The sequence below is a fragment of the Bacteroides sp. AF39-16AC genome (genome assembly GCF_003602735.1).
In the GTDB taxonomy this organism is placed as follows: Bacteria; Bacteroidota; Bacteroidia; order Bacteroidales; family Bacteroidaceae; genus Bacteroides; species Bacteroides uniformis.
This window is the reverse complement of the sequence record NZ_QTLN01000011.1, coordinates 93,053-116,556: the sequence shown is the minus strand read 5'-3', so window position 1 is coordinate 116,556 and position 23,504 is coordinate 93,053. Positions and strand designations below refer to the sequence as shown.

16 protein-coding genes are annotated in these 23,504 nt (G+C 49.8%); 7 read left to right on the top strand and 9 right to left on the bottom strand.

All coding sequences use genetic code 11. The annotated features are described in order from the left end of the window. Window positions 1-3: 3 nt before the first annotated feature. Window positions 4-1,464, bottom strand: a complete 1,461-nt coding sequence (locus tag DW039_RS11230; RefSeq protein WP_005825346.1) for a monomeric [FeFe] hydrogenase — start codon at window positions 1,462-1,464, stop codon at window positions 4-6. A 107-nt stretch (window positions 1,465-1,571) separates the two neighbouring features. Between DW039_RS11230 and DW039_RS11225 the strand changes: the two genes are divergently transcribed. Continuing rightward, a complete protein-coding gene (locus DW039_RS11225; protein ID WP_044468610.1) occupies window positions 1,572-2,069 on the top strand; it encodes a GNAT family N-acetyltransferase in 498 nt (165 codons plus the stop codon). Between the two features lie 89 nt (window positions 2,070-2,158). Here DW039_RS11225 and DW039_RS11220 read toward each other — a convergent pair whose 3' ends face one another. The 3 genes from DW039_RS11220 to uvrA all read right to left on the bottom strand — a co-directional run bounded on the left by DW039_RS11220 (window position 2,159) and on the right by uvrA (window position 7,135). Next, complete coding sequence (locus DW039_RS11220; RefSeq protein ID WP_005836587.1) at window positions 2,159-3,679, bottom strand: peptide MFS transporter; 1,521 nt, start codon at window positions 3,677-3,679, stop codon at window positions 2,159-2,161. A 117-nt stretch (window positions 3,680-3,796) separates the two neighbouring features. Next, window positions 3,797-4,276 carry a Cys-tRNA(Pro) deacylase gene (gene ybaK, locus DW039_RS11215; RefSeq protein ID WP_034523398.1) on the bottom strand — a complete coding sequence of 160 codons (480 nt, stop codon included), beginning with the start codon at window positions 4,274-4,276 and terminating at the stop codon, window positions 3,797-3,799. Window positions 4,277-4,300: 24 nt separating this feature from the next. Continuing rightward, window positions 4,301-7,135, bottom strand: coding sequence for an excinuclease ABC subunit UvrA (gene uvrA, locus DW039_RS11210; protein ID WP_044467626.1), 2,835 nt, complete (start codon window positions 7,133-7,135; stop codon window positions 4,301-4,303). 189 nt (window positions 7,136-7,324) lie between these two features. Between uvrA and DW039_RS11200 the strand changes: the two genes are divergently transcribed. Beyond that, window positions 7,325-9,115, top strand: coding sequence for a LysM peptidoglycan-binding domain-containing protein (locus DW039_RS11200; RefSeq protein WP_044467627.1), 1,791 nt, complete (start codon window positions 7,325-7,327; stop codon window positions 9,113-9,115). Between the two features lie 87 nt (window positions 9,116-9,202). Further along, entirely contained in the window at window positions 9,203-9,904 is a 702-nt protein-coding gene (locus DW039_RS11195; protein WP_016273570.1) for a porin family protein, read from the top strand. A 169-nt stretch (window positions 9,905-10,073) separates the two neighbouring features. Here DW039_RS11195 and DW039_RS11190 read toward each other — a convergent pair whose 3' ends face one another. From DW039_RS11190 to DW039_RS11170, 5 genes are all read right to left on the bottom strand, one after another. Continuing rightward, on the bottom strand, window positions 10,074-10,535 hold the full coding sequence (locus DW039_RS11190; RefSeq protein WP_005836580.1) for a DUF4293 domain-containing protein: 462 nt from the start codon (window positions 10,533-10,535) through the stop codon (window positions 10,074-10,076). After that, complete coding sequence (locus DW039_RS11185) at window positions 10,535-10,870, bottom strand: DNA-directed RNA polymerase subunit omega (protein WP_005825356.1); 336 nt, start codon at window positions 10,868-10,870, stop codon at window positions 10,535-10,537. The genes DW039_RS11190 and DW039_RS11185 overlap by 1 nt, the downstream gene beginning before the upstream one ends. Before the next feature lie 41 nt (window positions 10,871-10,911). Beyond that, on the bottom strand, window positions 10,912-11,733 hold the full coding sequence (locus DW039_RS11180; protein ID WP_005836575.1) for an outer membrane protein assembly factor BamD: 822 nt from the start codon (window positions 11,731-11,733) through the stop codon (window positions 10,912-10,914). Window positions 11,734-11,922: 189 nt separating this feature from the next. Next, complete coding sequence (locus DW039_RS11175) at window positions 11,923-12,348, bottom strand: amino acid-binding protein (protein ID WP_061411883.1); 426 nt, start codon at window positions 12,346-12,348, stop codon at window positions 11,923-11,925. A gap of 44 nt (window positions 12,349-12,392) precedes the next feature. Then, a complete protein-coding gene (locus DW039_RS11170; RefSeq protein WP_005825361.1) occupies window positions 12,393-13,691 on the bottom strand; it encodes a phenylacetate--CoA ligase family protein in 1,299 nt (432 codons plus the stop codon). A 116-nt stretch (window positions 13,692-13,807) separates the two neighbouring features. On the opposite strand from DW039_RS11170, the gene uvrB reads away from it, so the two are divergent. The 4 genes from uvrB to DW039_RS11145 all read left to right on the top strand — a co-directional run bounded on the left by uvrB (window position 13,808) and on the right by DW039_RS11145 (window position 23,378). Continuing rightward, window positions 13,808-15,868, top strand: a complete 2,061-nt coding sequence (gene uvrB, locus DW039_RS11160) for an excinuclease ABC subunit UvrB (RefSeq protein ID WP_120381952.1) — start codon at window positions 13,808-13,810, stop codon at window positions 15,866-15,868. A gap of 87 nt (window positions 15,869-15,955) precedes the next feature. Beyond that, window positions 15,956-17,011 (top strand): linear amide C-N hydrolase, encoded by a 1,056-nt coding sequence (locus DW039_RS11155; protein WP_120381951.1) that lies wholly within the window; start codon window positions 15,956-15,958, stop codon window positions 17,009-17,011. A 132-nt stretch (window positions 17,012-17,143) separates the two neighbouring features. After that, entirely contained in the window at window positions 17,144-20,443 is a 3,300-nt protein-coding gene (locus DW039_RS11150) for an exodeoxyribonuclease V subunit beta (RefSeq protein ID WP_120381950.1), read from the top strand. A 43-nt stretch (window positions 20,444-20,486) separates the two neighbouring features. Next, window positions 20,487-23,378 (top strand): PD-(D/E)XK nuclease family protein, encoded by a 2,892-nt coding sequence (locus tag DW039_RS11145; RefSeq protein ID WP_120381949.1) that lies wholly within the window; start codon window positions 20,487-20,489, stop codon window positions 23,376-23,378. Window positions 23,379-23,504 lie beyond the last annotated feature (126 nt).

The following is a 23,504-nucleotide window of genomic DNA, read 5'->3' as shown; positions in this document are numbered from 1 at the left end:
GGGCTAATATGTCTCTTTTCTCTTTGCCAACTCCTGCGTCAGCTGGCGCTTTCCGGCAGTTATTTCATTATGCGAACATGGCCCGGTAATACAACCGCCCTCGCAAGCCATCACTTCAATAAATTGCCCCGGAGCCTTGCCCGACTTGGCATAAGCACGCAACGCACCGATAGCCTTCTTATCCAGATTAGCCACTTGTACGGCATTGATTTTATCTGCCTCTTCCTTCAGATAGGCTTTCACGGCACCCATCACGCCTCCTGCCTGCGCAAAACCATGCGCCTCGCGCACAGAAGTGAAACTCATGGAATAGGGCTTTGCCTGCTCCATCTGAATATCCAGCCCGGCAAGCACGGAAGCCACCTCCTCGAAAGTCATGATAAAGTCCACCGCCTCGTCGCGCTGCGCCTCTTTGCGCTTGGCAACGCAAGGACCTATGAAGACCACCTTCGCATCCGGATACTTCTCTTTAGCAATGCGGGCAGCATAATACATTGGCGAACCGGTGCCCGACACGTAAGGCTTCATGGCAGGAATATGCTTGTTCACCAACTCTATATAAGACGGACAACAGGAAGTCGTCATAAACTTCTGACCCTCCTCCAGCTTCTCAATCAGCTCGTGCGCCTCGTTGCTGACGGTATCCATCGCACCCTGAGCCACCTCAATGACATCCGTAAAACCGACTTGTTTCAATGCGCCATATACTTGTTCAATAGTCGTCTTGAACTGCCCCAGGATGGACGGAGCCACGATAGCCACCACCTGCTCACCCTTGCGGATTCTGTGCAACACGTCGAACACCTGCGATATTTCGAAAATTGCTCCGAATGGACATGCATTGAGACACTTTCCGCAATAGATACATTTGCTTTCGTCAATATGCTCTATCCCCTTCTCATCCTTACTGATGGCTTTCACGGGACAAGCTTCCTCACAAGGTACGGGAATATAAACAATGGCATGGTAGGGACAACTCTTATGGCAGATGCCACAACTGATACACGCATCATGGTCAATCCATGCCTGCCCGCTCTCCTTGACGTGCACTGCCTTCTTGGGACAATTCACCTGGCAACTGCGTGCCGTACATCCGCGGCAGAGGTTCGTAATCTCGTAGTTAATCTGCACACATGCCGAACAAGCCTCGTCAATCACACACATGATGTTGTCTTTCGGCCTGCCATTTTCCGCTCTGTCCAGTGCACGGGCAGCGTACTCCGACAAGGGGGTCAACTCATCCGTCTCATCCTCCATATCGAGTCCCAGAAGCGGCAATGACTTGTACTTCCACACCGCGCGCTCTTTGTGCACACAGCAGCGTCCCGCGTGCTTGGACCTCTTCGGACTCAGCTCGATGGGCAGCCGGTCTATTTTATCCACAAGTTCGTTGTTATTCCACAGCTTTACCAGTTCCTTCAGCAATCTGTGGCGGACAATCATAATGTTGCTCGTAAATGCCATAATTTTTAAAATCAGAATTAGTTAGTTCGGTAACGGTCTGCAAAGATAACGATTGTTTCACAAAAAAGGCTTAACTTTACACCCCAAACAGTATAAATACAACCGATATGTTTACCATAAGAAAAGCAACGACAGCAGACTGCGCACTGATTCAGAAACTTGCGCAGCAAATATTTCCCGTCACGTATAAGGATATCCTTACTCCCGAGCAGACCGACTACATGATGGAATGGATGTATTCATTGGACAATATCCGTAAACAAATGGAAGAGGAAGGCCACGTCTATTTCCTGGCTTACGAAGAATGTGAAGCGGCGGGCTATGTGTCCGTACAGCAGCAAGGAGAAGATTTATTCCACCTGCAAAAGATTTATGTGCTCCCCTATTACCAGGGTGCACATTGCGGCAGTTTCCTCTTTCGCGAAGCCATCAAGTACATCAAGAAAGTGCATCCCGGCCCTTGTCTGATGGAATTGAATGTGAACCGTAACAACAAGGCACTGCAGTTTTACGAACATATGGGAATGCGGAAACTTCGCGAGGGAGATTTCCCGATAGGAAACGGATATTACATGAACGACTATATCATGGGGCTGGACATCTGAACCCCGGCATTAAAACCCCTCCTAAAACTAAAGGCTGCGCAGTTCATTACGAACATTGCGCAGCCTTTAGTTTTATCTTTCGTTTCCGATTACTTCGCCACCTTTTCAAGCCATTTCAGCATGAACAGCATGGTGAACATGGAAATGCAGCACGCTACTACGAATACCGTCCACGTCATCCAGATAGGGATACTTTCGTAGAGGATAGCACCGATAACAAGCAACTGGTTACCAATGGCAGTAGCACCCAGCCAACCGCCCTGCATGATACCCTGGTATTTGGGAGGAGCCACCTTGGACACGAATGAAATGCCCAACGGAGATATGTACAACTCGGCAACGGTCAATATCAGATAAGTAACCATCAGCAACAGCGGAGTCACTTTCACCGGAGAGGTACCCAGAGCGATAATATCCTTGTGCATCGGCAAGTTGCTTACATAAGAACCGATAGCCATTATAAGGAAGCCAGTGGCAGCAATACCCATACCGATGGCAATCTTCCGCGGAGTGGAAGGCTCTTTGCCTTTGGCACGCTGTGCTGCAAAGACAGCCATGATAACCGGCGTCAGAGACACCACGAAAATCGGATTCAAAGACTGGAACAGCTCAGCGGAAATAGCCATGCCGAACAAATTCAAATCTGTATATTCCTTGGCAAAATACGTCAGTGTCAACCCATTCTGATGGAACGAGAACCAGAAGAAAATTACCACACCGAATACGGCAAACAATGCATACATGCGCTGTCTTACCTCTTGTGCGCTCATCTCCACTATAGTGGCGTCGCCCGCTTTTGCAGCCACCTTCTTGCTGGGATCGGGGAATTTCTTTCTGTTGATGACGAAAATTACCAAAGAGAGAACCATAGCCAGGATAGCTACACCGAACGCATAGTGGAAACCGGTGGTAAACACGTTCAGATATTCATTGGCAAATACCGTCATATCCGTTACGGGCGTTCCGGAAATAGTGGCTTTGGCTGCCAGTGCACTATAAGTGTCCACAGCCTCAGGAGTCAGCGTTCCAGCCAGATGTCCGTGGCAAAGGGCAGGCAGGTCGGCATCATAATTGTAGCCGAATGTGGACAACCACCAGTTACGCACGCCTACTGCGGCAAATGGAGCAAAGATGGCACCTACATTGATGAACATATAGAATAAGGAGAAACCGGAATCGCGCATGCTGGAGTACTGGGGATTGTCGTACATCTGCCCTACCAGCGCTTGAAGATTTCCCTTGAAAAGACCATTTCCGAAAGCAATGACAAACAAGGCTGCACAAGTAATCACCAGAAACAAGGTCTTATTGGCAACCGGTGTAGGAGACGGGATGGCCAGCATCAAGTAACCTACCGCCATCAAGACAATACCGGCAAAGATGGTACCTTTGTAATTACGGGTTCTGTCGGCAATAATACCACCTATCAATGCAAGAATGTAAATAGAAAAATAAAATGTTGAGTAGATCAAACCTGCCTCTTTTCCATCCAGTCCGAACTTGGCTTGCAGAAAAAGTACAAGAATGGCCATCATGGTATAAAAGCCGAAACGCTCGCCCAAATTAGCAAAGGATGCGGCAATCAGACCTTTAGGGTGTTTGTTGAACATAAAAATTAGTTTTTAGAATTAGTAATTGGATTGATTTCTTGAATAATTCCTGCAAATATATAAATTCTATTGAATATTTCCTTATAAAATTAAAATATCTCGGCAGAAATAGAAGATTTATTCATTAAAAAGAACACAAACTTCTGCATGCACTTCTTTTACCAAATCCTTCGGGTCCAGTTTAAGCTGCAAACCGCGTTGTCCGGCACTGATATAGATATACGGAAACCGCAGGCACGTTTCATGGATATAGGTAGGGAAAGGCTTCTTCATGCCGATGGGCGAACAGCCTCCGCGGATGTAACCCGTCAGAGGTAAAAGTTCCTTAACCGGAATGAGGTCGCACTTCTTGTTGCCCGATGCCTTTGCCGCCAATTTTAAATCCACTTCGTGCTCACCTGGGATGACGCAGACAAAGTAACCGGATTTATCGCCGTGAAGAATCAGTGTCTTGAACACGCAGTTGATGTCCTCGCCCAAACTGGCGGCTACATGTACGGCGCTCAAATCGTTCTCATCCACCTCGTAGGGAATGAGTTCATAGGCTATCTTGGCTTTGTCGAGCAGCCGCGCTGCATTCGTCTTATTAATTTTCACCATAACAAGTTACAAAATTAGTAATTAGTAATTATCCCCCAGCTCTTCACGCAGGAATTTCGGAGTATAGCCTTTCTCGCTCTTCGCCACCTCTTCGGGTGTTCCGCAGGAGAGGAGTTCCCCTCCCCCCTTGCCACCTTCGGGACCCATATCAATGATGTAGTCCGCCATCTTGATGACATCGAGATTATGCTCTATGACGATGACGGTGTTTCCTTTGTCAACAAGTTTGTTCAGTACATTCATCAGTACGCGGATATCTTCAAAATGAAGTCCGGTGGTAGGTTCGTCGAGGATATAGAGTGTCTTGCCCGTATCACGCTTGGAGAGTTCCGTAGCCAACTTTACGCGCTGGCTCTCACCTCCGGAGAGCGTGGTGGAGGACTGTCCCAGCTTGATATAGCCCAATCCCACTTCCTGGATAACCTTAATCTTATTCAATATCTGAGGCACATTCTCGAAGAACTCCACCGCACGGTTGATAGTCATATCCAGCACATCGGCAATGGATTTTCCCTTAAAACGCACTTCCAGCGTCTCTCGGTTGTAGCGTTTGCCGTGACACACCTCGCAAGGCACATACACATCCGGCAGGAAATTCATCTCAATGCACTTGTACCCATTGCCTTGGCAAGCCTCGCAACGTCCGCCACTGACGTTGAAGGAGAAGCGTCCCGCCTTATATCCACGTATCTTCGCTTCGGGCAAACCGACAAACAGATTACGGATATCGGAAAACACACCGGTATAAGTAGCAGGATTGGAACGCGGTGTTCGTCCCAAAGGAGACTGGTCCACATTCACCACCTTGTCTATATATTCCAGCCCTTCAATACTGTCATACTCCAAAGGATCCTGCAGTGAACGATAGAACTTCTGCGAAAGAATAGGCTGCAACGTCTCGTTGATAAGCGTGGACTTGCCACTACCGGAAACACCGGTAACACAAATCAGCTTGCCCAGCGGGAACTCCACATCCACATTCTTCAGATTATTACCCTTGGCGCCACGCAGCCACAGACTGTGTCCATTGCCCTCGCGACGCTTGGCAGGCACCTCGATGGCACGTTCTCCATTCAGATATTGGGAGGTCAGCGTATGCGTCCGGAGCATTTCGCGGGGAGTGCCGGCAAAGACGACAGCCCCTCCCAGGCGACCAGCTTTCGGACCCATATCAATGACGTAATCGGCAGCCAGCATCATATCCTTGTCATGCTCCACCACAATGACGGAGTTGCCAATGTCACGCAGTTCCTTCAAAGAGTGTATCAAGCGCTGGTTGTCGCGTTGGTGCAGGCCGATACTCGGCTCATCCAATATATACAGCACATTCACCAGCTGTGAACCTATCTGCGTAGCCAGGCGGATACGCTGGCTTTCACCACCGGAAAGGCTGACGGAACTACGGTTCAGCGAAAGATAATCCAGACCGACATCGAGCAAAAACTTGAGCCGCGTACGGATTTCCTTCAGGATTTCACCGGCAATCTGCTGCTGCTTGCTGCTGAGATGCGGGTCTACGGCAGATAGCCAGTCATACAGCTCGCTAATGTCCATTGTGGACAGTTCGTAGATGTTCTTGTCGTGGATGCGGAACGAAAGCGCTTCCTTGTTCAGCTTGGCGCCATGGCACTCCGGACAAACGGCAGTCTTGGCAAACTGGTCCGCCCACTTCTGCGCCGTGGCAGAAGCATCCTTCTCTTGCAACATCTGAATGTATTTGATGACACCCTCAAACGTCACGAAGTAGTCGGAAGAGGTGCCTATCAGCGAACTCTTTATCTTGATGCGCTCGTCCGAGCCGTAGAGCACCTCGTCCAGTGCATCCTCCGGCAGCTCCTTCACCGGAGTTTTCAGCGTTGCCTCATACTTCTCCAGCAAGGCGGTAATCTGCCAGAAAATCATGCTGTTCTTGGCTTTCCCCAAGGGTGCGATGGCACCTCCGGCGATGGAGAGCTCGCGGTCGGGAATCACCTTGTCGATGTCAATCTGGCTCACCACCCCCAGCCCTTTGCACTTGGGGCATGCGCCCTGCGGGGAGTTGAAGGAGAAGTTGTGCGGTGCCGGCTCCCGATAGGACAAGCCCGTCACGGGACACATCAGCCGCTTGCTGTAATGGCGCACGCTGTCGGTCTGCGCATCGAGTATCATCAGCAGCCCGTCGCCCTGGCGCATGGCGGTGGCTACGCTGTTCTTCAGGCGCGTGTCGTCCTTATCTGCCACCACAAGCTTGTCTATCACTACCTCCACATCGTGGTTCTTGTAGCGGTCCAGCTTCATACCGGGCAGGGCTTCGCGCACCTCGCCGTCCACACGCACGTAGAGGTAGCCTTTCTTGCGCACCTGCTCGAAAAGCTCCTTGTAGTGTCCCTTACGACCCCGCACCAGCGGGGCAAGGATGTAGATGCGCTTTCCTTTATAGTCTTTCAGGATGAGGTCCAGTATCTGCTCTTCGGTGTACTTCACCATCTTCTCGCCCGAGAGGTAGGAGTAGGCGTCGCCGGCGCGGGCATAGAGCAGACGCAGGTAATCGTACACCTCGGTGGTAGTGCCCACGGTGGAGCGCGGATTCTTGTTGGTGGTTTTCTGCTCGATGGAGATAACCGGGCTCAGTCCCGTTATCTTGTCCACGTCCGGACGCTCCAGGTTCCCCAGGAAGTTGCGGGCGTATGCCGAAAAAGTCTCGATATAGCGGCGCTGCCCTTCGGCAAAGATAGTATCGAATGCCAGCGAGGACTTGCCGCTTCCGCTCAGTCCGGTAATCACCGTAAGGCTGTTACGGGGAATCTCGGCATCGATATTCTTAAGGTTGTGCACGCGCGCACCATATACATTGATATATTCTGTTTCTTCTTGCATGTTAATTTATCCTATCGTTTTAACTGCAAAAATAACTGTTTCCCCCCGAATACCAGCCGAAAAGCGCTATTTTTCAGTTTTGAAATGCACAATATTATTTCTTAACGCAATCCTTTGGCAGAAATGCCACAATATTCGTACCTTTGCAGCTACTTTGGGAAATTGTAAACATAAACCAACGATTACTGAATGAAAACGATTAACCGCATTATCTGCTCCCTGCTGCTTGCCAGCGCATGCACGCTGGGTGCAGTGGCACAAGAGAACCAATCTTATTTCCTGCATACCATCGAAAAAGGACAAAGTCTCTACTCCATCGCCAGCATGTACGGCGTCAGCCAGGCAGACATCATCAAACTGAATCCCGGCAGTGACGAGAGAATATTCATCGGACGCACGCTGCGTATCCCCCGCAGTGCCGCCAACGCACAAAAAGAAACATACCACACCATCGCATCCGGCGAGACCCTCTACCGGCTGACCGTGAAATACAACGTATCTGCCAAAGCCATCTGTGACGCCAACCCTGGACTGAGCGCCGAGAATTTCCGTATCGGACAAGTCATCCTCATTCCCTCTACAGCCGAAGCCGAGACCACTGCCCCAGCTGAGACCCAAAGCAACACTGTGGTTGCCAACAACAATATTCCCGGCCCCGTAGAGTCACGATGCCGTGACATGCACAAGGTGAAACGGAAAGAAACCGTATTCAGCATCAGCCGTGAATACGGCATCAGCGAAGCCGAACTGATAGCCGCCAACCCGGAATTGAAAGGTGAAAACAAAATAAAGAAGGGAACCTTCCTCTGCATTCCCTATCCCAAGGCGCAAGCGGAGCAAAGCGCGCAGCCGCAGGCAATGCCTACCGACAGCGAGCTATTCCGTGAAAACAGGAAAGAGACAGAGCGCTTCAGCACCATCAAGGCTGCCGTCATCCTCCCCTTCCTGAACGGGGTATCGAAGAGCGAGTCTTCCCGTATGGTGGAATACTACGAAGGCCTGCTGATGGCCGTAGACAGCCTGAAACGTACCGGCACTTCCATTGACTTGTACACTTACAATTCGGGTCCCGAAAGTGCCTCGCTGAACTCCATCCTGGGTAAAAGCGAGATGAAGGACATGGACATCATCTTCGGGCCTCTGTACCAACAGCACATCAAGCCGCTGGCCGAGTTTGCCAAGAAACAAGACACGCGCCTGGTGATACCATTCACATCGAAAGACAACACGGTATTCCAGAATCCGGCGGTCTATCAGATAAATACTCCCCAATCCTATCTGTACTCCGAGGTGTACGACCACTTTGTGCGCCAGTTCCCCAACGCCAACGTCATCTTCATTGAAGCCAGCCAGGGCGCCAAGGACAAGGCAGAATTCATCAAGGGACTGAAAGACGAACTGCGCAACCGTTCCATCCCGATGAAGAGCCTGAAAGAGGATGTCACTGTAGAATCCCTGAAAACAGTATTACGCACGGACCGTGAGAATATCTTCATCCCCACATCCGGCAGCAACCTGACATTGATTAAGATACTTCCCCAACTGACGCTGTTGGTACGCGAGCAACCCGAAAGCCGTGTCCATCTGTTCGGCTATCCGGAGTGGCAGACCTACACCAAAGACCACCTGGAAGCCTTCTTCGAACTGGACACCTATTTCTATTCCTCTTTCTATACCAACAACCTGCTTCCTGCCGCCATCAACTTCACCAAGAGCTACCGCAGATGGTATGGCAAGGAGATGGACGAACGCTATCCCAAATTCGGCATGTTGGGCTTCGATACCGGTTATTTCTTCCTGAAAGGACTTGCGCACTATGGCTCTTCCTTCGAGAAGAACATGCAGGGGCTGGACCTGGTGCCCATCCAGACCGGCTTCAAGTTCCAACGGGTAAACAACTGGGGGGGCTTCATCAACAAGAAAGTGTTTTTTGTGCACTTCACCAAGAATTTTGAGCTGGTGAAGCTGGACTTTGATTAATGATTAGGGATTAATGATTAATCATCTGATAATCCACTATATAACTATTAACTCGTAGCTTGTAGCTTGTAACTTATAACTTATAGCATGAACCTGAGAACAATCATCATATTCGCCCTGCTGATGTGTGCATGTATATTGCCCCTGCATGCGCAGGTGGGCGAGCAACGCCACAACTTCGCTGTGGGCGTCAATGGAGGCATCAATCTGAATAGCGTAAGCTTCTCTCCCTCTATCAAGCAGAAGAATCTGATGGGCATCAACGGTGGTGTGACAGCCCGATATATCTCCGAGAAATATTTCAGCATGATTTGCGGTGCACAAATCGAGCTGAACTTCTCGCAGCACGGTTGGGACGAGTACTATGAGGACTATCCCACACTGAGCTACACACGCACCATGAACTATGTGGAAATACCCTTCCTGGCACATCTGGCCTTCGGCAAGGACCGCGGTCTGCAATTCTTCATCCATGCCGGTCCGCAGATAGGCTTCCTGCTTGGCGACAGCGAAAAGATAGACGGCGACTGGGACGGCACTGTAGCAGACTCCTACACCAACATCACCGTGGAACAGCACGGCAAAGCCATAGACAACAAATTCGACTACGGCATTGCAGGTGGAGCAGGCATAGAACTACGCACCAAGGCAGGCAATTTCATTGTAGAAGGAAGATACTACTATGCTTTGTCCGATTTCTATGGCAGCACCAAGAAGGACTTTTTCTCGCGCTCCGCACACGGAGTCATTACGGCCAAGGTAACTTATCTCTTTGACTTGAAGAAGTAATGCTTGTAGGGAAACACCCGTTTCACTCGTAGGAACGACTATCTCCTCTAATGGGAACAGTATAATGGGAACGGCTGAACCCCAAGCAGAAACGATAAAAAAGGCAGACCACGTATCCCGAATGAAATACGTGGTCTGCCTTTTGTTATTATCAAGTAGATAAACCTTCTTATCTTCTTAAACGGTCTGCAGCCTTCACCATCACCTCATCTTTGTAGATGGCACGGAAGGCCAGATAGTTGAGGATGATGGCTACCACCGGAAGGCAAAGCGCCCATCCAAGCTGGAAAGCCGTGGCATCCAAATCGCCCTTCAAAATAAACATAAATACGCAGAAGGCTATGTAGTAACCTATCAGCAGGATGCTGCTGAAAATCGTCATGCGTATTTGTAACATACGGTTACGGAAAAGGAATATCGTACAGAAGGCAACCAGTGCACTGAGCAGCAATATTCCGAACAAGCCCCAAGTAGACTGAAATCCTCCGTCGGCCAAAGCCACTCCCAGAGGCTTGAAAACATGCGCCGTCACTCCGTCCGCTCCGATGAACTGTCCTACGGGCATGCAGATGGCCACAACCAGCAGGACGGTTACCAACAACAAATAAACAGATTGAATACGCTGTATCATTACTGCAATTTTTCTTTTTCCTTAGCCGGATTGCGATAATAAATCTTACCTTCCACATACTCTTGTGTTGCAATCAATGTCGGCTTCGGCAGTTTTTCGTAATAGCGGGAAATCTCAATCTGTTCCCGGTTTTCGAACACTTCTTCCAGATTGTCATTGTAAGAGGCAAACTCAGCAAGCTTTTTGGAAAGGTCGTTCTTGATTTCCACACTAATCTGGTTGGCACGTTTTCCGATAATCGCTACGCTTTCGTATACATTACCGGTATCCTCACACAACTCCATCATATCACGGGTCACCGTAGTAGTAGGAGCATTTGTCTTTCTGTAATCCATAAATTTATCTATAGTATTAATTACAAATTATTAATTACTAATTACTCTTGTTCTTCGCCTCCCTCGCCCAGCATTTTCTGTGACTCCTTGAAGATTCGGTCGGCTTCCTTCGTATACTTGCTTTCAGGGAATTCGTTTTTAAAGGCATAACATTCATCCACCGCTTCACGGTAACGTTCGGCTCTTCTATCTTCCACACTATACACAGCCAACTCATACTTGGCACGCAAGATAAGAATGGATAAATCTTCACGTAGGTTGGTATAGGGATAATCCTTCAAAGCATTCTGCGCAGTGATAACGCAAGCCTGATAGTTGTTGCCCAGATAATTACCCATATTATAATAAAGTTTTGCAGACAGATACTCCTTCATCACCAGCTTGTCCTGCAAGGCAAATATCATGTTCTGCGCTTCTTCTTTCTTGGAACTTTGCGGGAAGTATTCCATAAACATCTGCAACTGCTGGATGGCACTATACGTACCGGATTGGTCCAAACGCGGCTCCGGAGTATCCAAATATAGAGCTTTACCGGCATGGAAACGTGCCAGTTCAGTGAATGTGCCGCGGGGATAAACGTTGTAGTATTGAATGAAAGTCTGCGCAGCAGTCTGATAATCCTTTTGGTTATAGTAACTCATGCCCAGCATATAGAGGGATTCCTCCGCCTTATCAGTACCTTTGAGAATGGCAATCAATTCATTGAGCAAAGTAGCAGCACGGTTGTACTGGCCTTTTGCGAAGTAATTTTTTGCCGCTTCGTACTTGTATTCGTAATCTGTGCTTTTCAGCAATTTGTTGTATTCTCCACACGAGGAGAGCAGCAATGCTGCAAGCAGAGTTATTAGGATGTTCTTCTTCATTACTTTTGTTCAAATAATGCGCAAAGATAGAGGTTCGCATCGAATAAAGCAACGATACGAGCCTTAATTTTTCAAAAACCAGACGAACGGGCAGGAATTAGGGATGAATGGTGAAGGATTAGGGATTAGTGACTGTGCTATCAACTGCATAGCCCTCATTCCTAATCCTTCCTCCCTAATCCTTCGTTTTCACAGTTTATAGAGTTCGCTTGCCGCCAGCAAATCGACCTTTTTTTCTGTCAATACACGGATACAGTTATCCATGTCGTTGGGACGGATGATGACATTGGCCGTTTCACCATTGGCAAAGGAATACATGTACTCGATGAAGACACCTTCATCGGAGAGGAAACGGAGCACTTTCGCCAATGAGCCGGGGATATTGGGACAACTGATGCCTACCACATCCGTTACGTTCACAGCGAAGTGATTATTTTTCAAAGCCTTATATGCTTTATCCGGTTCGGAAACAATGCCACGAAGGATACCGAAATCGGCATTCTCTGCAATACATAGAGCAGAAAGGTTGACACCTTCTTTTGCAAGAACTTCAGTCACCTCTGTGAGGCGGCCGGACTTGTTCTCCAGAAAAATGGAAAGTTGTTTTGCTACCATAGGTTCATTTACTATTTGACAATTTACAATTTACAATTTGGCAATTACAATTTGCGGTTGTCGATGACGCGCTTGGCTTTGCCTACGCTGCGCTCAATACTGCGCGGTTCTACCAAACGGACATCTACGCCGAGACCGAGTACGCTCTGCAGGCGGGCTACGAGCTTCTTCTTCAAAGCCAGCATCTTGTTGATTTCGTCGGAATAGTATTCAGGACGAACCTCAACCTGCAACTCCATGGTGTCGGTATTGTTCTTGCGGTCTACCAGCAAGAGGTAGTGAGGCTCGAACTCCGGCATTTCGAGGATAACGGACTCTATCTGCGTGGGGAACACGTTGACACCACGGATAATCAGCATGTCATCACTACGTCCCAAGATGCGGTCCATACGAACCAGTGTACGTCCGCAGGAGCACTTATCGTAGTGCAGGGCGGTGAGGTCCTTGGTACGGTAGCGCAACAGCGGCATCCCCTCTTTGGTAAGGTGAGTGAACACCAATTCGCCGGTTTCTCCAGGGGCAACCGGTTCGAGGGTCTTCGGGTCTACAATCTCGGGGAAGTAATGGTCTTCATTGAGGTGGGTACCGTGCTGGCACTCGCATTCGTAACCTACACCGGGACCGGCAATCTCACTAAGCCCATAAATATCAAATGCCTTGATACCCAGCTTGGTTTCAATATCCCGACGCATACTTTCGGTCCACGGCTCGGCGCCGAAGGCTCCCACTTTCAACTTAAACTCTTCACGGGGAAGACCGGAGTCTTTGATGGCATCTGCCAGATAGAGGGCGTATGAGGGCGTGCAGCAAAGTACGGTAGAACCGAAATCATGCATCAGTGTAATCTGCTTCTCCGTATTGCCGCTGGACATCGGGATGACGGAAGCGCCGATATTCTCGGCACCGGCATGCGCACCCAGTCCGCCGGTAAAAAGTCCGTAACCGTAGGACACCTGGAAAATATCTGAGCTACCGGCACCATAGGCGGTAAAGGCCCGTGAAAGGCATTCGGACCATGCTGAAAGGTCTTTTCGGGTATAGCCTACCACAGTGGGTTTTCCGGTTGTGCCGGAAGAGGCATGAATACGCACAATCTGGCTCATAGGTACGGCACAGAGGCCGAAGGGATAATTGTCCCGCAAGTCGTACTTGGTGGTAAAAGGCAGTTTTACAATATCATCTATACTGTTTATGTCATCGGGAGTAACTCCCAGTTCCTGCATTTTCTTACGATAAAAAGGAGTGTCATGATACACACGCTCCACAGTCTTTTTGAGACGAATGCTCTGGATTTTACGAAGGCTTTCGCGATCCATGCATTCGATGCTTTCATTCCAAATCATGTTCTTCGTTGTATTACAATTATTAATGGTTGTTATCAATATAGCTGCAAAGTAAACAAAAAAATTTTGTTTATCTCAAAGATTTTACCGAATATTGCCGCTTCTAAGAAGAGAAAATGAACAAATTCGAACTGACATCCGCCTACCAACCCACCGGTGACCAGCCGGAGGCCATCGCACAGCTGACCGAGGGCGTGCGCGAGGGACTTCCCGCACAGACACTGCTTGGTGTCACCGGGTCCGGAAAGACATTCACCATAGCCAACGTCATTGCCAACATCAACAAGCCAACGCTGATATTGAGCCACAACAAGACGCTGGCTGCCCAGTTGTACAGCGAGTTCAAGGGATTCTTCCCGAACAATGCCGTAGAATACTATGTGTCCTACTACGACTACTATCAGCCCGAAGCCTACCTGCCATCATCGGACACCTATATAGAAAAAGACCTCGCCATCAACGACGAGATAGACAAGTTGCGCCTTGCCGCCACCTCCGCCCTGCTTTCGGGCAGGAAAGATGTAGTGGTGGTATCCTCCGTTTCGTGCATCTACGGCATGGGGAACCCGGCAGACTTCTACAACAACGTCATCGAAGTGCAGCAAGGCAAGAATTTCAGTCGCAATGTCTTCCTGCGACGCTTGGTGGACAGTCTTTACGTACGCAACGACATTGACCTGAACCGTGGCAATTTCCGCGTGAAAGGCGATACGGTGGACATTTATCTGGCTTACGCCGACAACCTGCTACGCGTCACCTTTTGGGGAGACGAGGTAGACAGCATTGAGGAAGTAGACCCTATGAGCGGCGTCACCGTCACCAAGTTCGACGCTTACAAGATTTATCCCGCCAACCTCTTCATGACCACCAAGGAAGCCACGTTGCGTGCCATACACGAAATAGAGGATGACCTTCACAAGCAGGTGCAATGGTTTGAAAACGAAGGCCGCCCATTCGAGGCCAAACGCTTGCAGGAACGGGTGACCTATGATATGGAAATGATACGCGAATTGGGACATTGCTCCGGCATTGAGAATTATTCTCGCTACTTTGACGGGCGTGCTGCCGGTACCCGCCCCTACTGCCTGCTGGACTTCTTCCCCGAAGATTTCCTGATAGTCATTGACGAAAGCCACGTCAGCGTCCCGCAGATACGTGCCATGTACGGAGGTGACCGCGCCCGCAAGATAAACCTGGTGGAGTACGGATTCCGCCTACCGGCTGCCATGGACAACCGCCCGCTGAAATTCGATGAATTCGAAGAGATGGCCAAACAAGTGATTTACGTCAGCGCCACACCGGCAGACTATGAGCTGATGAAATCCGAAGGCATCGTAGTAGAACAAGTCATCCGCCCGACGGGACTGTTAGACCCCATTATTGAGGTGCGTCCCAGCCACAACCAAATAGACGACCTGATGGAAGAAATCCAAGTACGCATCGAGAAGAACGAGCGTACCCTCGTCACCACCCTCACCAAACGAATGGCTGAAGAACTGACGGAATATCTGCTGAACAACAACGTGAAGTGTAATTATATCCACAGCGACGTAGACACTTTGGAACGTGTGAAGATTATGGGTGACTTGCGCGAGGGCATTTACGATGTACTTGTCGGTGTCAACCTGCTGCGTGAAGGACTCGACCTGCCTGAAGTCTCTCTCGTTGCCATTCTCGATGCAGACAAGGAAGGTTTCCTTCGTTCCCACCGCTCACTGACACAGACTGCCGGACGTGCCGCCCGTAACGTGAACGGTATGGTCATCATGTATGCCGACAAAATAACGGACAGCATGCAACTGACCATCGACGAGACCAACCGCCGTCGCGAGAAGCAGTTGAAGTACAACGAAGAGCACGGCATCACACCACAGCAAATCAAGAAAGCCAAGAACCTCAATGTGTTTGCCACCAACGAGGCTTCCGGCGAAGCCGTCCTCAGCAGCGAGAAGTTCACTTCCAGCACTCCCCGCCCCTATGTGGAACAAGAAAGTACATCTACGATGGCTGCCGACCCTATAGTACAGTACATGAGCCGTAAGCAACTGGAAAAGAGTATCGAACGTACCAAGAAGCTTATGCAGGAGGCTGCCAAGAAACTCGATTTTATCGAAGCCGCACAGTATCGGGACGAGGTGCTGAAGATGGAGGAATTGCTGAAAGAAAAAGACGAGTAAGGGATTTCCCCTCTTTTTCTCAAACTATACTCCCCTCCTTTTGTTATTCTATGAAACAGAGTATTAATTCATAAAGACAAAAGCGAGATGAATAAACCAATAAAGACAATAGCTGTTGCACTGGCTGCCATAGCCGCCATGAGTGTGCAACAAACAGAAGCGTGTACCCGAGCCACCTACATCGGTCCTGACAATACAGTCATTACAGGACGTACGATGGACTGGAAAGAAGACCTTATGAGTAACATCTATGTATTCCCACGAGGCATGCAAAGGGCAGGCTACAACAAAGGGAATACAGTGAACTGGACTTCCAAGTACGGTAGCGTCATTGCCGCCGGTTATGACATAGGTACCTGCGACGGTATGAACGAGAAAGGTCTGGTTGCCAGCCTGCTCTTCCTTCCGGAGTCCGTTTACCACCGCCCGGGAGACAACCGCCCGATTATGGGCATCAGTATCTGGACGCAATACGTACTCGACAATTTTGCAACCGTACGCGAAGCTGTGGATGAACTGAAAAAAGAATCCTTCCGCATTGATGCACCAGACCTGCCCAACGGAGCCGCTTCCACCCTGCATCTGGCCATCACAGATGAAACCGGAAACACGGCTATCCTGGAATACATAGACGGAAACCTTGAGATACATGAAGGCAAGCAGTATCAAGTAATGACCAACTCTCCCAAATATGAACTCCAGCTGGCTATCAACGACTATTGGAAAGAGGTAGGCGGACTGAATATGTTGCCGGGAACCAACCGCTCCAGTGACCGCTTTGTACGCGCATCGTTCTACATCAATGCCATTCCGCAAACAGCGGATGCAAAGATTGCTGTACCCAGTGTATTGAGCGTAATGCGCAATGTTTCTGTACCGTTCGGTATCACCACACCGGACAAGCCCCATATCTCCTCCACCCGTTGGCGTTCTGTATCCGACCAGAAGAACAAAGTATATTATTTTGAGTCCACACTGACCCCTAACTTGTTCTGGCTCGACCTGAAGAAAATCGATTTTAGCCCGAATGCAGGAATCAAGAAACTCTCACTGACAAACGGAGAAATCTATGCCGGAGATGCCATAAAGGATTTGAAAGACAGCAAAGGATTTGTATTTCTTTTCCAGACGCCGGTAATGTAGCACAGCCCCTACACATAGCCCCTCAATAATGGATGCTTCCCACTTCTTTCTATAAGAGAAAGCAGGAAAGCATTTATTTTTCTCATTATTTTTGTGTACGTTTGCAGATACATACTCAATGCAGCAATTTACATGGAATTATTAGTATACAAAGCCTCTGCCGGCTCAGGCAAGACCTTTACGCTGGCTGTGGAATACATCAAGCATTTGATAATCAATCCACGCGCCTACCGGCAGATACTTGCCGTAACCTTCACCAACAAGGCTACGGCAGAGATGAAGGAGCGCATACTGACACAGCTTTACGGTATCTGGAAGGGAGCACCTTCTTCCGAAGCATACTTGGAGAGAATTAAAAATTATAAATTAAAAATTAAAGAAGAAGGCGGGGACAGATTGACGGACGGGGAGATTCGTCAACGGGCCGGCATGGCACTGCAATACATGCTGCATGACTACAGCCGTTTCCGCGTGGAAACCATCGACTCCTTTTTTCAATCTGTGATGCGCAACCTTGCCCGCGAACTGGAACTGAGTCCTAACCTGAACATAGAGCTGAACAACAGTGAAGTGCTGAGTGATGCCGTAGACAGCCTCATCGAGAAGCTTACCCCCACTTCTCCCGTGCTGGCATGGCTCCTGGACTACATCGACGAGCGCATCCGCGACGACAAACGCTGGAACGTATCGAATGAGGTGAAAAGTTTCGGACGAAACATCTTCGATGAAAGCTACATAGAACGCGGAGAAAAACTACGGCAATGCCTTCGTACTCCGAACACGCTGAAACTCTACCGGGATGTGCTGCGCGATATGGAAACCGAGGCTCTGGAACAGATGAAAAGTTTCTACGACCAGTTTGAAGGCGAACTGGAAGGGCATGCCCTCACTCCCGAAGACTTGAAAGGAGGTGCCCGAGGCATCGGCAGTTACTTCCGCAAACTGCGCGACGGCAGACTGTCTGACAAAGATGTGCTGAACGCCACCCTGCAAAACAGCCTGGCAGATGCAAAAAACTGGGCAACGAAAACATCCTCACGAAAGGACGACATCATCTGTCTGGCAAAAACCAGCCTGATACCTCTACTGCAGGAAGCCGAAAGAATGCGTCCGCAACGCAACCGCACCCTGAACAGTTGCCGTCTCTCGCTCCAGCATCTCAACAAACTACAACTCCTCAACCATATTGACGAGGAGGTACGTACACTGAACCGAGAACATAACCGCTTTCTACTTTCGGACACCAACGCCCTGCTGCACAAATTGGTGCGCGAGGGTGACTCTTCGTTCGTCTTCGAGAAAATCGGCGCCAACATACGCAACGTCATGATTGACGAATTCCAGGACACCAGCCGCATGCAATGGGACAACTTCCGTCTGCTGTTGCTCGAAGGACTTTCGCAAGGAGCCGACAGTCTGATTGTGGGAGATGTGAAGCAGTCCATCTACCGCTGGCGGAACGGGGACTGGGGAATACTGAACAGCTTGGGAAATAAAGAATTAAACTTAAACTCCTTCCCCGTCCGTGTGGAAACCCTAAAAACAAACCGGCGTAGCGAAACCAACATTATCCGTTTCAACAACCAGGTATTTACCGCTGCCATAGACTACCTCAATGCATTACACCTGAACGAACTGAAAGAGGATTGCCTACCCCTGAAACGCGCTTATGCCGACGTAGTGCAGGAATCGCCCAAGAGCACGGAGTACGGCTACGTAAAAGCCACCTTCCTGGAACCGGACGATGAACACAACTATACAGAGCAGACCCTTCTCGCTTTAGGAGAAGAGGTGCAACGGCTGCTGGAAGAGGGCGTAACACTGAATGATATCACCATCCTTGTCCGCAAGAACAAGAATATCCCGCCGATAGCCGACTATTTTGACAAAGAACTGCATCTTTCTGTCGTGTCCGACGAAGCTTTCCGTCTGGATGCCTCTCTTGCCATCTGCATGCTGATGGATGCCCTGCGCTGCCTATCGAATCCGGAGAACAAGATTGCGGAGGCTGCGCTGATGGAGAATTACAAATTACAAATGACAAATGACGAGCAGTCGGGATTCATCATAGCCACTCCCCTGCCCGAAACCTTTACCTCCCGACGGGAAACGCTGCGCTTGATGCCTTTGTATGAGTTACTGGAAGAACTGTTCAGCATCTTCGGCATGAGCCGCATTGAAAAGCAGGATGCCTACCTCTTCTCCTTCTTCGATGCTGTGACGGAGTATCTGCAAAGCAATTCTTCCGAACTGGCCAGCTTCATCCGCTACTGGGACGAAACCCTTTGCAGCAAAACCATCCCCAGCGGTGAGATGGACGGCATACGCATCCTCTCCATCCACAAGTCCAAAGGACTGGAATTCCATACCGTACTGATTCCCTTCTGCGACTGGAAGCTGGAGAACGAAACCAACAACCAGCTGGTGTGGTGCGCCCCACCGGAAGAGCCTTATAATGCCATCAGCTTAGTACCGGTGAACTATTCCACCACCATGGCGGAATCCATATATCGGCAGGACTATCTGCACGAACGTCTTCAGCTGTGGGTAGACAATCTGAATCTGCTGTACGTGGCCTTTACCCGTGCCGGCAAGAACCTCATCCTCTGGAGCCGGAAGGAACAGAAGGGAACCATATCCGAACTCCTTGCCAACACCCTGCCCCACATAGCCAAAGACGGAGCAGGCAGTTGGGACGAAGAGGCTTCCATATATGAGAACGGCAAGATTTGCCCTTCCCCCGTCCCCGTCTCACAGCATGACGCAGACAACCCTGCTAACGACGAAGCTAAACCTCTATACTACGAACAGAAACCTCTATACTGCGAACGTAAACCTGAGGTTTACGAACAGCAACCAGTCAACAGACTTTCGCAAAAGCCGGTCAAACTGCCCGTCCACATGGAGAGCATGCTCCACGACATCGAGTTCCGGCAATCCAACCGTTCGGCAGACTTCATAGCAGGAGTGGACGAAGCAGAGTCCAGCCAGCGCTTCATCAACCGGGGACGTTTGCTGCATACCCTATTCTCTGCCATCGAAACGGAAAAAGACATTGACAATGCCATCAGCCAGCTCGTCTTTGAAGGTGTGATTGGACGGAGTGAGACGGAAGAAGAAATACGCAATCTCACCCAACGCGCTTTCTCCCTGCCTCAAGTCAAGGACTGGTATTCAGGAACGTGGCAGCTATTCAATGAATGCGACATCATCTGGCAGGAAAACGGTGAACTGCGGACACGCCGCCCGGACCGCGTGATGATGCGTGGCGAAGAAATCGTAGTGGTGGACTTCAAGTTCGGAAAGCCAAACAAGAAGTACAACAAGCAGGTGCAGGGATACATGCAACTGCTGGTCCGCATGGGGTATGTCGCAGAAAATATACGGGGTTACTTGTGGTATGTAGAGGAGAACAACATAGAACCGGTATAACTCACTCCCCATCCACTATTAATTATCAATTATCAACTAAATCATGGAAACATTCCTCCAACTGGTCGCCCGCGACCTTTACGCCAAAATAGGAAACGACCTCTCGCGCACCGCCATCGTTTTCCCCAACAAACGTGCCAGTCTGTTCTTCAACGAATATCTGGCAGCTGAAACGGACCGCCCTTTGTGGTCGCCTGCCTACGTCAGCATCAGCGAACTGTTCCGGCAACTCTCTCCATTGAAGTCCGGTGACCCTATCCGCCTGGTATGCGAACTGTATAAGGTGTTCCGCGAAGAGACCCGCAGCGAAGAAACTCTGGATGACTTCTACTTCTGGGGAGAACTGCTCATCAGCGATTTCGATGACGTAGACAAAAACCTTGTAGATGCCGACAAACTCTTCAGCAACCTGCAAGAACTGAAGAACATTATGGACAATTACGACTTCCTCGACCAAGAACAAGAAGAAGCCATCCGCCAGTTCTTCCAGAACTTTTCCATAGAAAAGCGCACGGAGCTGAAAGCCAAATTCATCTCCCTCTGGGATAAACTGGGCGACATCTACCGCCACTACCGCCGCAATCTTACAGAACTGGGCATCGCCTACGAAGGCATGATGTACCGCAATGTCATGGAGCAACTCGACACCGACCGACTGCGCTACGACCGCTATGTATTTGTCGGCTTCAACGTGCTGAATAGAGTAGAAACCCGTTTCTTCCAGCTCTTGCAGGATGCCGGAAAAGCAATGTTCTATTGGGATTACGACGTGTTCTACACCCGTCTTCCCCTTGAGCAAAAGCCGCCCTATACCCACGAAGCAGGCGAATTCATCCTCCGCAACCTAAAGCTGTTTCCCAACCAACTGCCCGAAACTTCTTTTGATGTACTGCGGAAACCCAAGAACGTACGCTTTATCTCCGCTTCTACCGAAAATGCACAAGCCCGCTACTTGCCGCAATGGATTAGGGGGAATGAAGAATTAAGAACCCCTTCTTCATTCAAAGACACTGCCGTTGTCCTTTGCAACGAATCCCTACTGCTTCCCGTCCTCCACTCCATTCCGGCAGAGGTAAAGAACGTCAACATCACAATGGGATTTCCCCTTGCCCAAACTCCGGTGTACAGTTTTATCAACGCCCTTGTAGAGCTACAGACTACCGGCTACCATGCAGGTACCGGACGATATACTTACGAGACCGTACTCACCCTGCTGAAACATCCTTATACCCGGCAGCTTTCCTCCCATGCCGAAGTACTGGAAAGACGGCTTACGCAGGACAACCGCTTCTATCCCCTTCCCTCGGAGCTGAAGCAGGACGCATTTCTTGAACAAGTCTTTACACCACAGAACGGCATTGCCGCCCTATGCAGCTACCTCACCGAACTGCTTCGCGAAGTGGCCGTCCTCTACCGCCAGGAAAAAGACGTGGAAGACATCTTCAACCAGCTGTACCGCGAGTCTCTGTTCAAAAGCTACACCCTCGTCAATCGCCTGCTCAGTCTGATAGAGACCGGCGAACTGAGTGGCGTGCGCACAGACACGCTGAAGCGACTGCTGAACCGGCTGCTTACCTCTGCCAACATCCCCTTCCACGGAGAGCCCGCCATCGGCATGCAAGTAATGGGTGTGCTGGAAACGCGTAACCTCGATTTCCGTAACCTCATCATGCTCTCCCTCAACGAAGGGCAATTGCCCAAAGCCGGAGGCGACTCCTCCTTCATTCCCTACAACCTGAGGAAGGCCTTCGGCATGACCACCATAGAACACAAGAATGCCGTCTATGCCTACTACTTCTACCGCCTCATCCAACGGGCAGAAAACGTCACCTTATTATATAACATCTCTTCGGACGGACTGAACCGCGGGGAGATGTCCCGCTTCATGCTGCAATTCCTGGTAGAGTCGCCGCACAACATCTCCCTTGAGTACCTTGAAGCCGGACAATCTCCACAACAAGCCCTGGAAATTGAGATTCACAAGACACCGGAGATGTTGCAACAGATGTTCGACGCCTACGACATCCACCGATGTCCCCAAGCGTTCTTCTCCCCCTCCGCCCTCAATGCCTATCTGGACTGCCGGCTGAAATTCTACTACCGATACGTAGCCGGCCTGAAGGCTCTCGATGAAGTAAGCGCCGAAATAGACTCCACCCTCTTCGGCACCATCTTCCACCGTTCTGCCGAACTGGTGTACAACGAACTGACAACCAACGGACGGGAAATACGTAAAGAAGACCTGGAACAGTTACTGAAAGACGATGTCCGCCTGCAAGCCTATGTGGACAATGCTTTTAAAGAAAAGTTCTTCCATGTGCCCCTTACGGAGCAACCGGAATATAACGGTACGCAGCTTATCCATTCCAAAGTCATTGCCTCTTACCTGCGCCAGCTTCTGCGCAATGACCTGCAATATGCCCCGTTCCGTATGGAGGGTATGGAACAGGACGTCAGAGAAATGATGGAAATAGATACTCCGCAAGGAAAGCTTGCCTTACAGATAGGCGGTACCATCGACCGCCTGGACAGCAAAGGAGACACGCTACGTATCGTGGACTACAAGACAGGCGGTACTCCCAAGACTCCTGAAAATATAGAACAACTGTTTACTCCCGCCGACAACCGTCCCAACTATATTTTCCAGACGTTTCTGTACGCCGCCATCCTCTGCCGCAAGCAATCGCTGAAGGTAGCCCCTTCCCTACTTTACATCCACCGGGCAGCTTCCGAAAGCTACTCCCCGGTCATCGAAATGGGAGCGCCACGACAACCCAAGGTACCGGTCAACAACTTCGCTTTCTTCGAAGACGAGTTTCGCGAACGGCTGCACGGACTCCTGCAGGAGATATTCAGCCAAGAAGAAACATTCAGCCAAACAGAGGATACCCGGAAATGTGAATATTGCGATTTCCGCAGTCTGTGTAAGAGATAGAGATAAAAAAACAGACCATCCGTTCATAAGAAACAGATGGTCTGCACGACCGTAACAGACGGTCTATTTGAGTCTGACGGATGGTCTGTTTTACTTCAACGGACCATCCGTTCTATTTTCTTCGTT

Bases quoted from the DNA above. Each gene is read 5' to 3' on its own strand.
- DW039_RS11230 (WP_005825346.1), bottom strand. From the start codon at position 1,464: ATGGCATTTACGAGCAACATTATGATTGTCCGCCACAGATTGCTGAAG.
- DW039_RS11225 (WP_044468610.1), top strand. From the start codon at position 1,572: ATGTTTACCATAAGAAAAGCAACGACAGCAGACTGCGCACTGATTCAG.
- DW039_RS11220 (WP_005836587.1), bottom strand. From the start codon at position 3,679: ATGTTCAACAAACACCCTAAAGGTCTGATTGCCGCATCCTTTGCTAAT.
- uvrA (WP_044467626.1), bottom strand. From the start codon at position 7,135: ATGCAAGAAGAAACAGAATATATCAATGTATATGGTGCGCGCGTGCAC.
- DW039_RS11200 (WP_044467627.1), top strand. From the start codon at position 7,325: ATGAAAACGATTAACCGCATTATCTGCTCCCTGCTGCTTGCCAGCGCA.
- DW039_RS11195 (WP_016273570.1), top strand. From the start codon at position 9,203: ATGAACCTGAGAACAATCATCATATTCGCCCTGCTGATGTGTGCATGT.
- DW039_RS11190 (WP_005836580.1), bottom strand. From the start codon at position 10,535: ATGATACAGCGTATTCAATCTGTTTATTTGTTGTTGGTAACCGTCCTG.
- DW039_RS11185 (WP_005825356.1), bottom strand. From the start codon at position 10,870: ATGGATTACAGAAAGACAAATGCTCCTACTACTACGGTGACCCGTGAT.
- DW039_RS11180 (WP_005836575.1), bottom strand. From the start codon at position 11,733: ATGAAGAAGAACATCCTAATAACTCTGCTTGCAGCATTGCTGCTCTCC.
- DW039_RS11175 (WP_061411883.1), bottom strand. From the start codon at position 12,348: ATGGTAGCAAAACAACTTTCCATTTTTCTGGAGAACAAGTCCGGCCGC.
- DW039_RS11170 (WP_005825361.1), bottom strand. From the start codon at position 13,691: ATGATTTGGAATGAAAGCATCGAATGCATGGATCGCGAAAGCCTTCGT.
- uvrB (WP_120381952.1), top strand. From the start codon at position 13,808: ATGAACAAATTCGAACTGACATCCGCCTACCAACCCACCGGTGACCAG.
- DW039_RS11155 (WP_120381951.1), top strand. From the start codon at position 15,956: ATGAATAAACCAATAAAGACAATAGCTGTTGCACTGGCTGCCATAGCC.
- DW039_RS11150 (WP_120381950.1), top strand. From the start codon at position 17,144: ATGGAATTATTAGTATACAAAGCCTCTGCCGGCTCAGGCAAGACCTTT.
- DW039_RS11145 (WP_120381949.1), top strand. From the start codon at position 20,487: ATGGAAACATTCCTCCAACTGGTCGCCCGCGACCTTTACGCCAAAATA.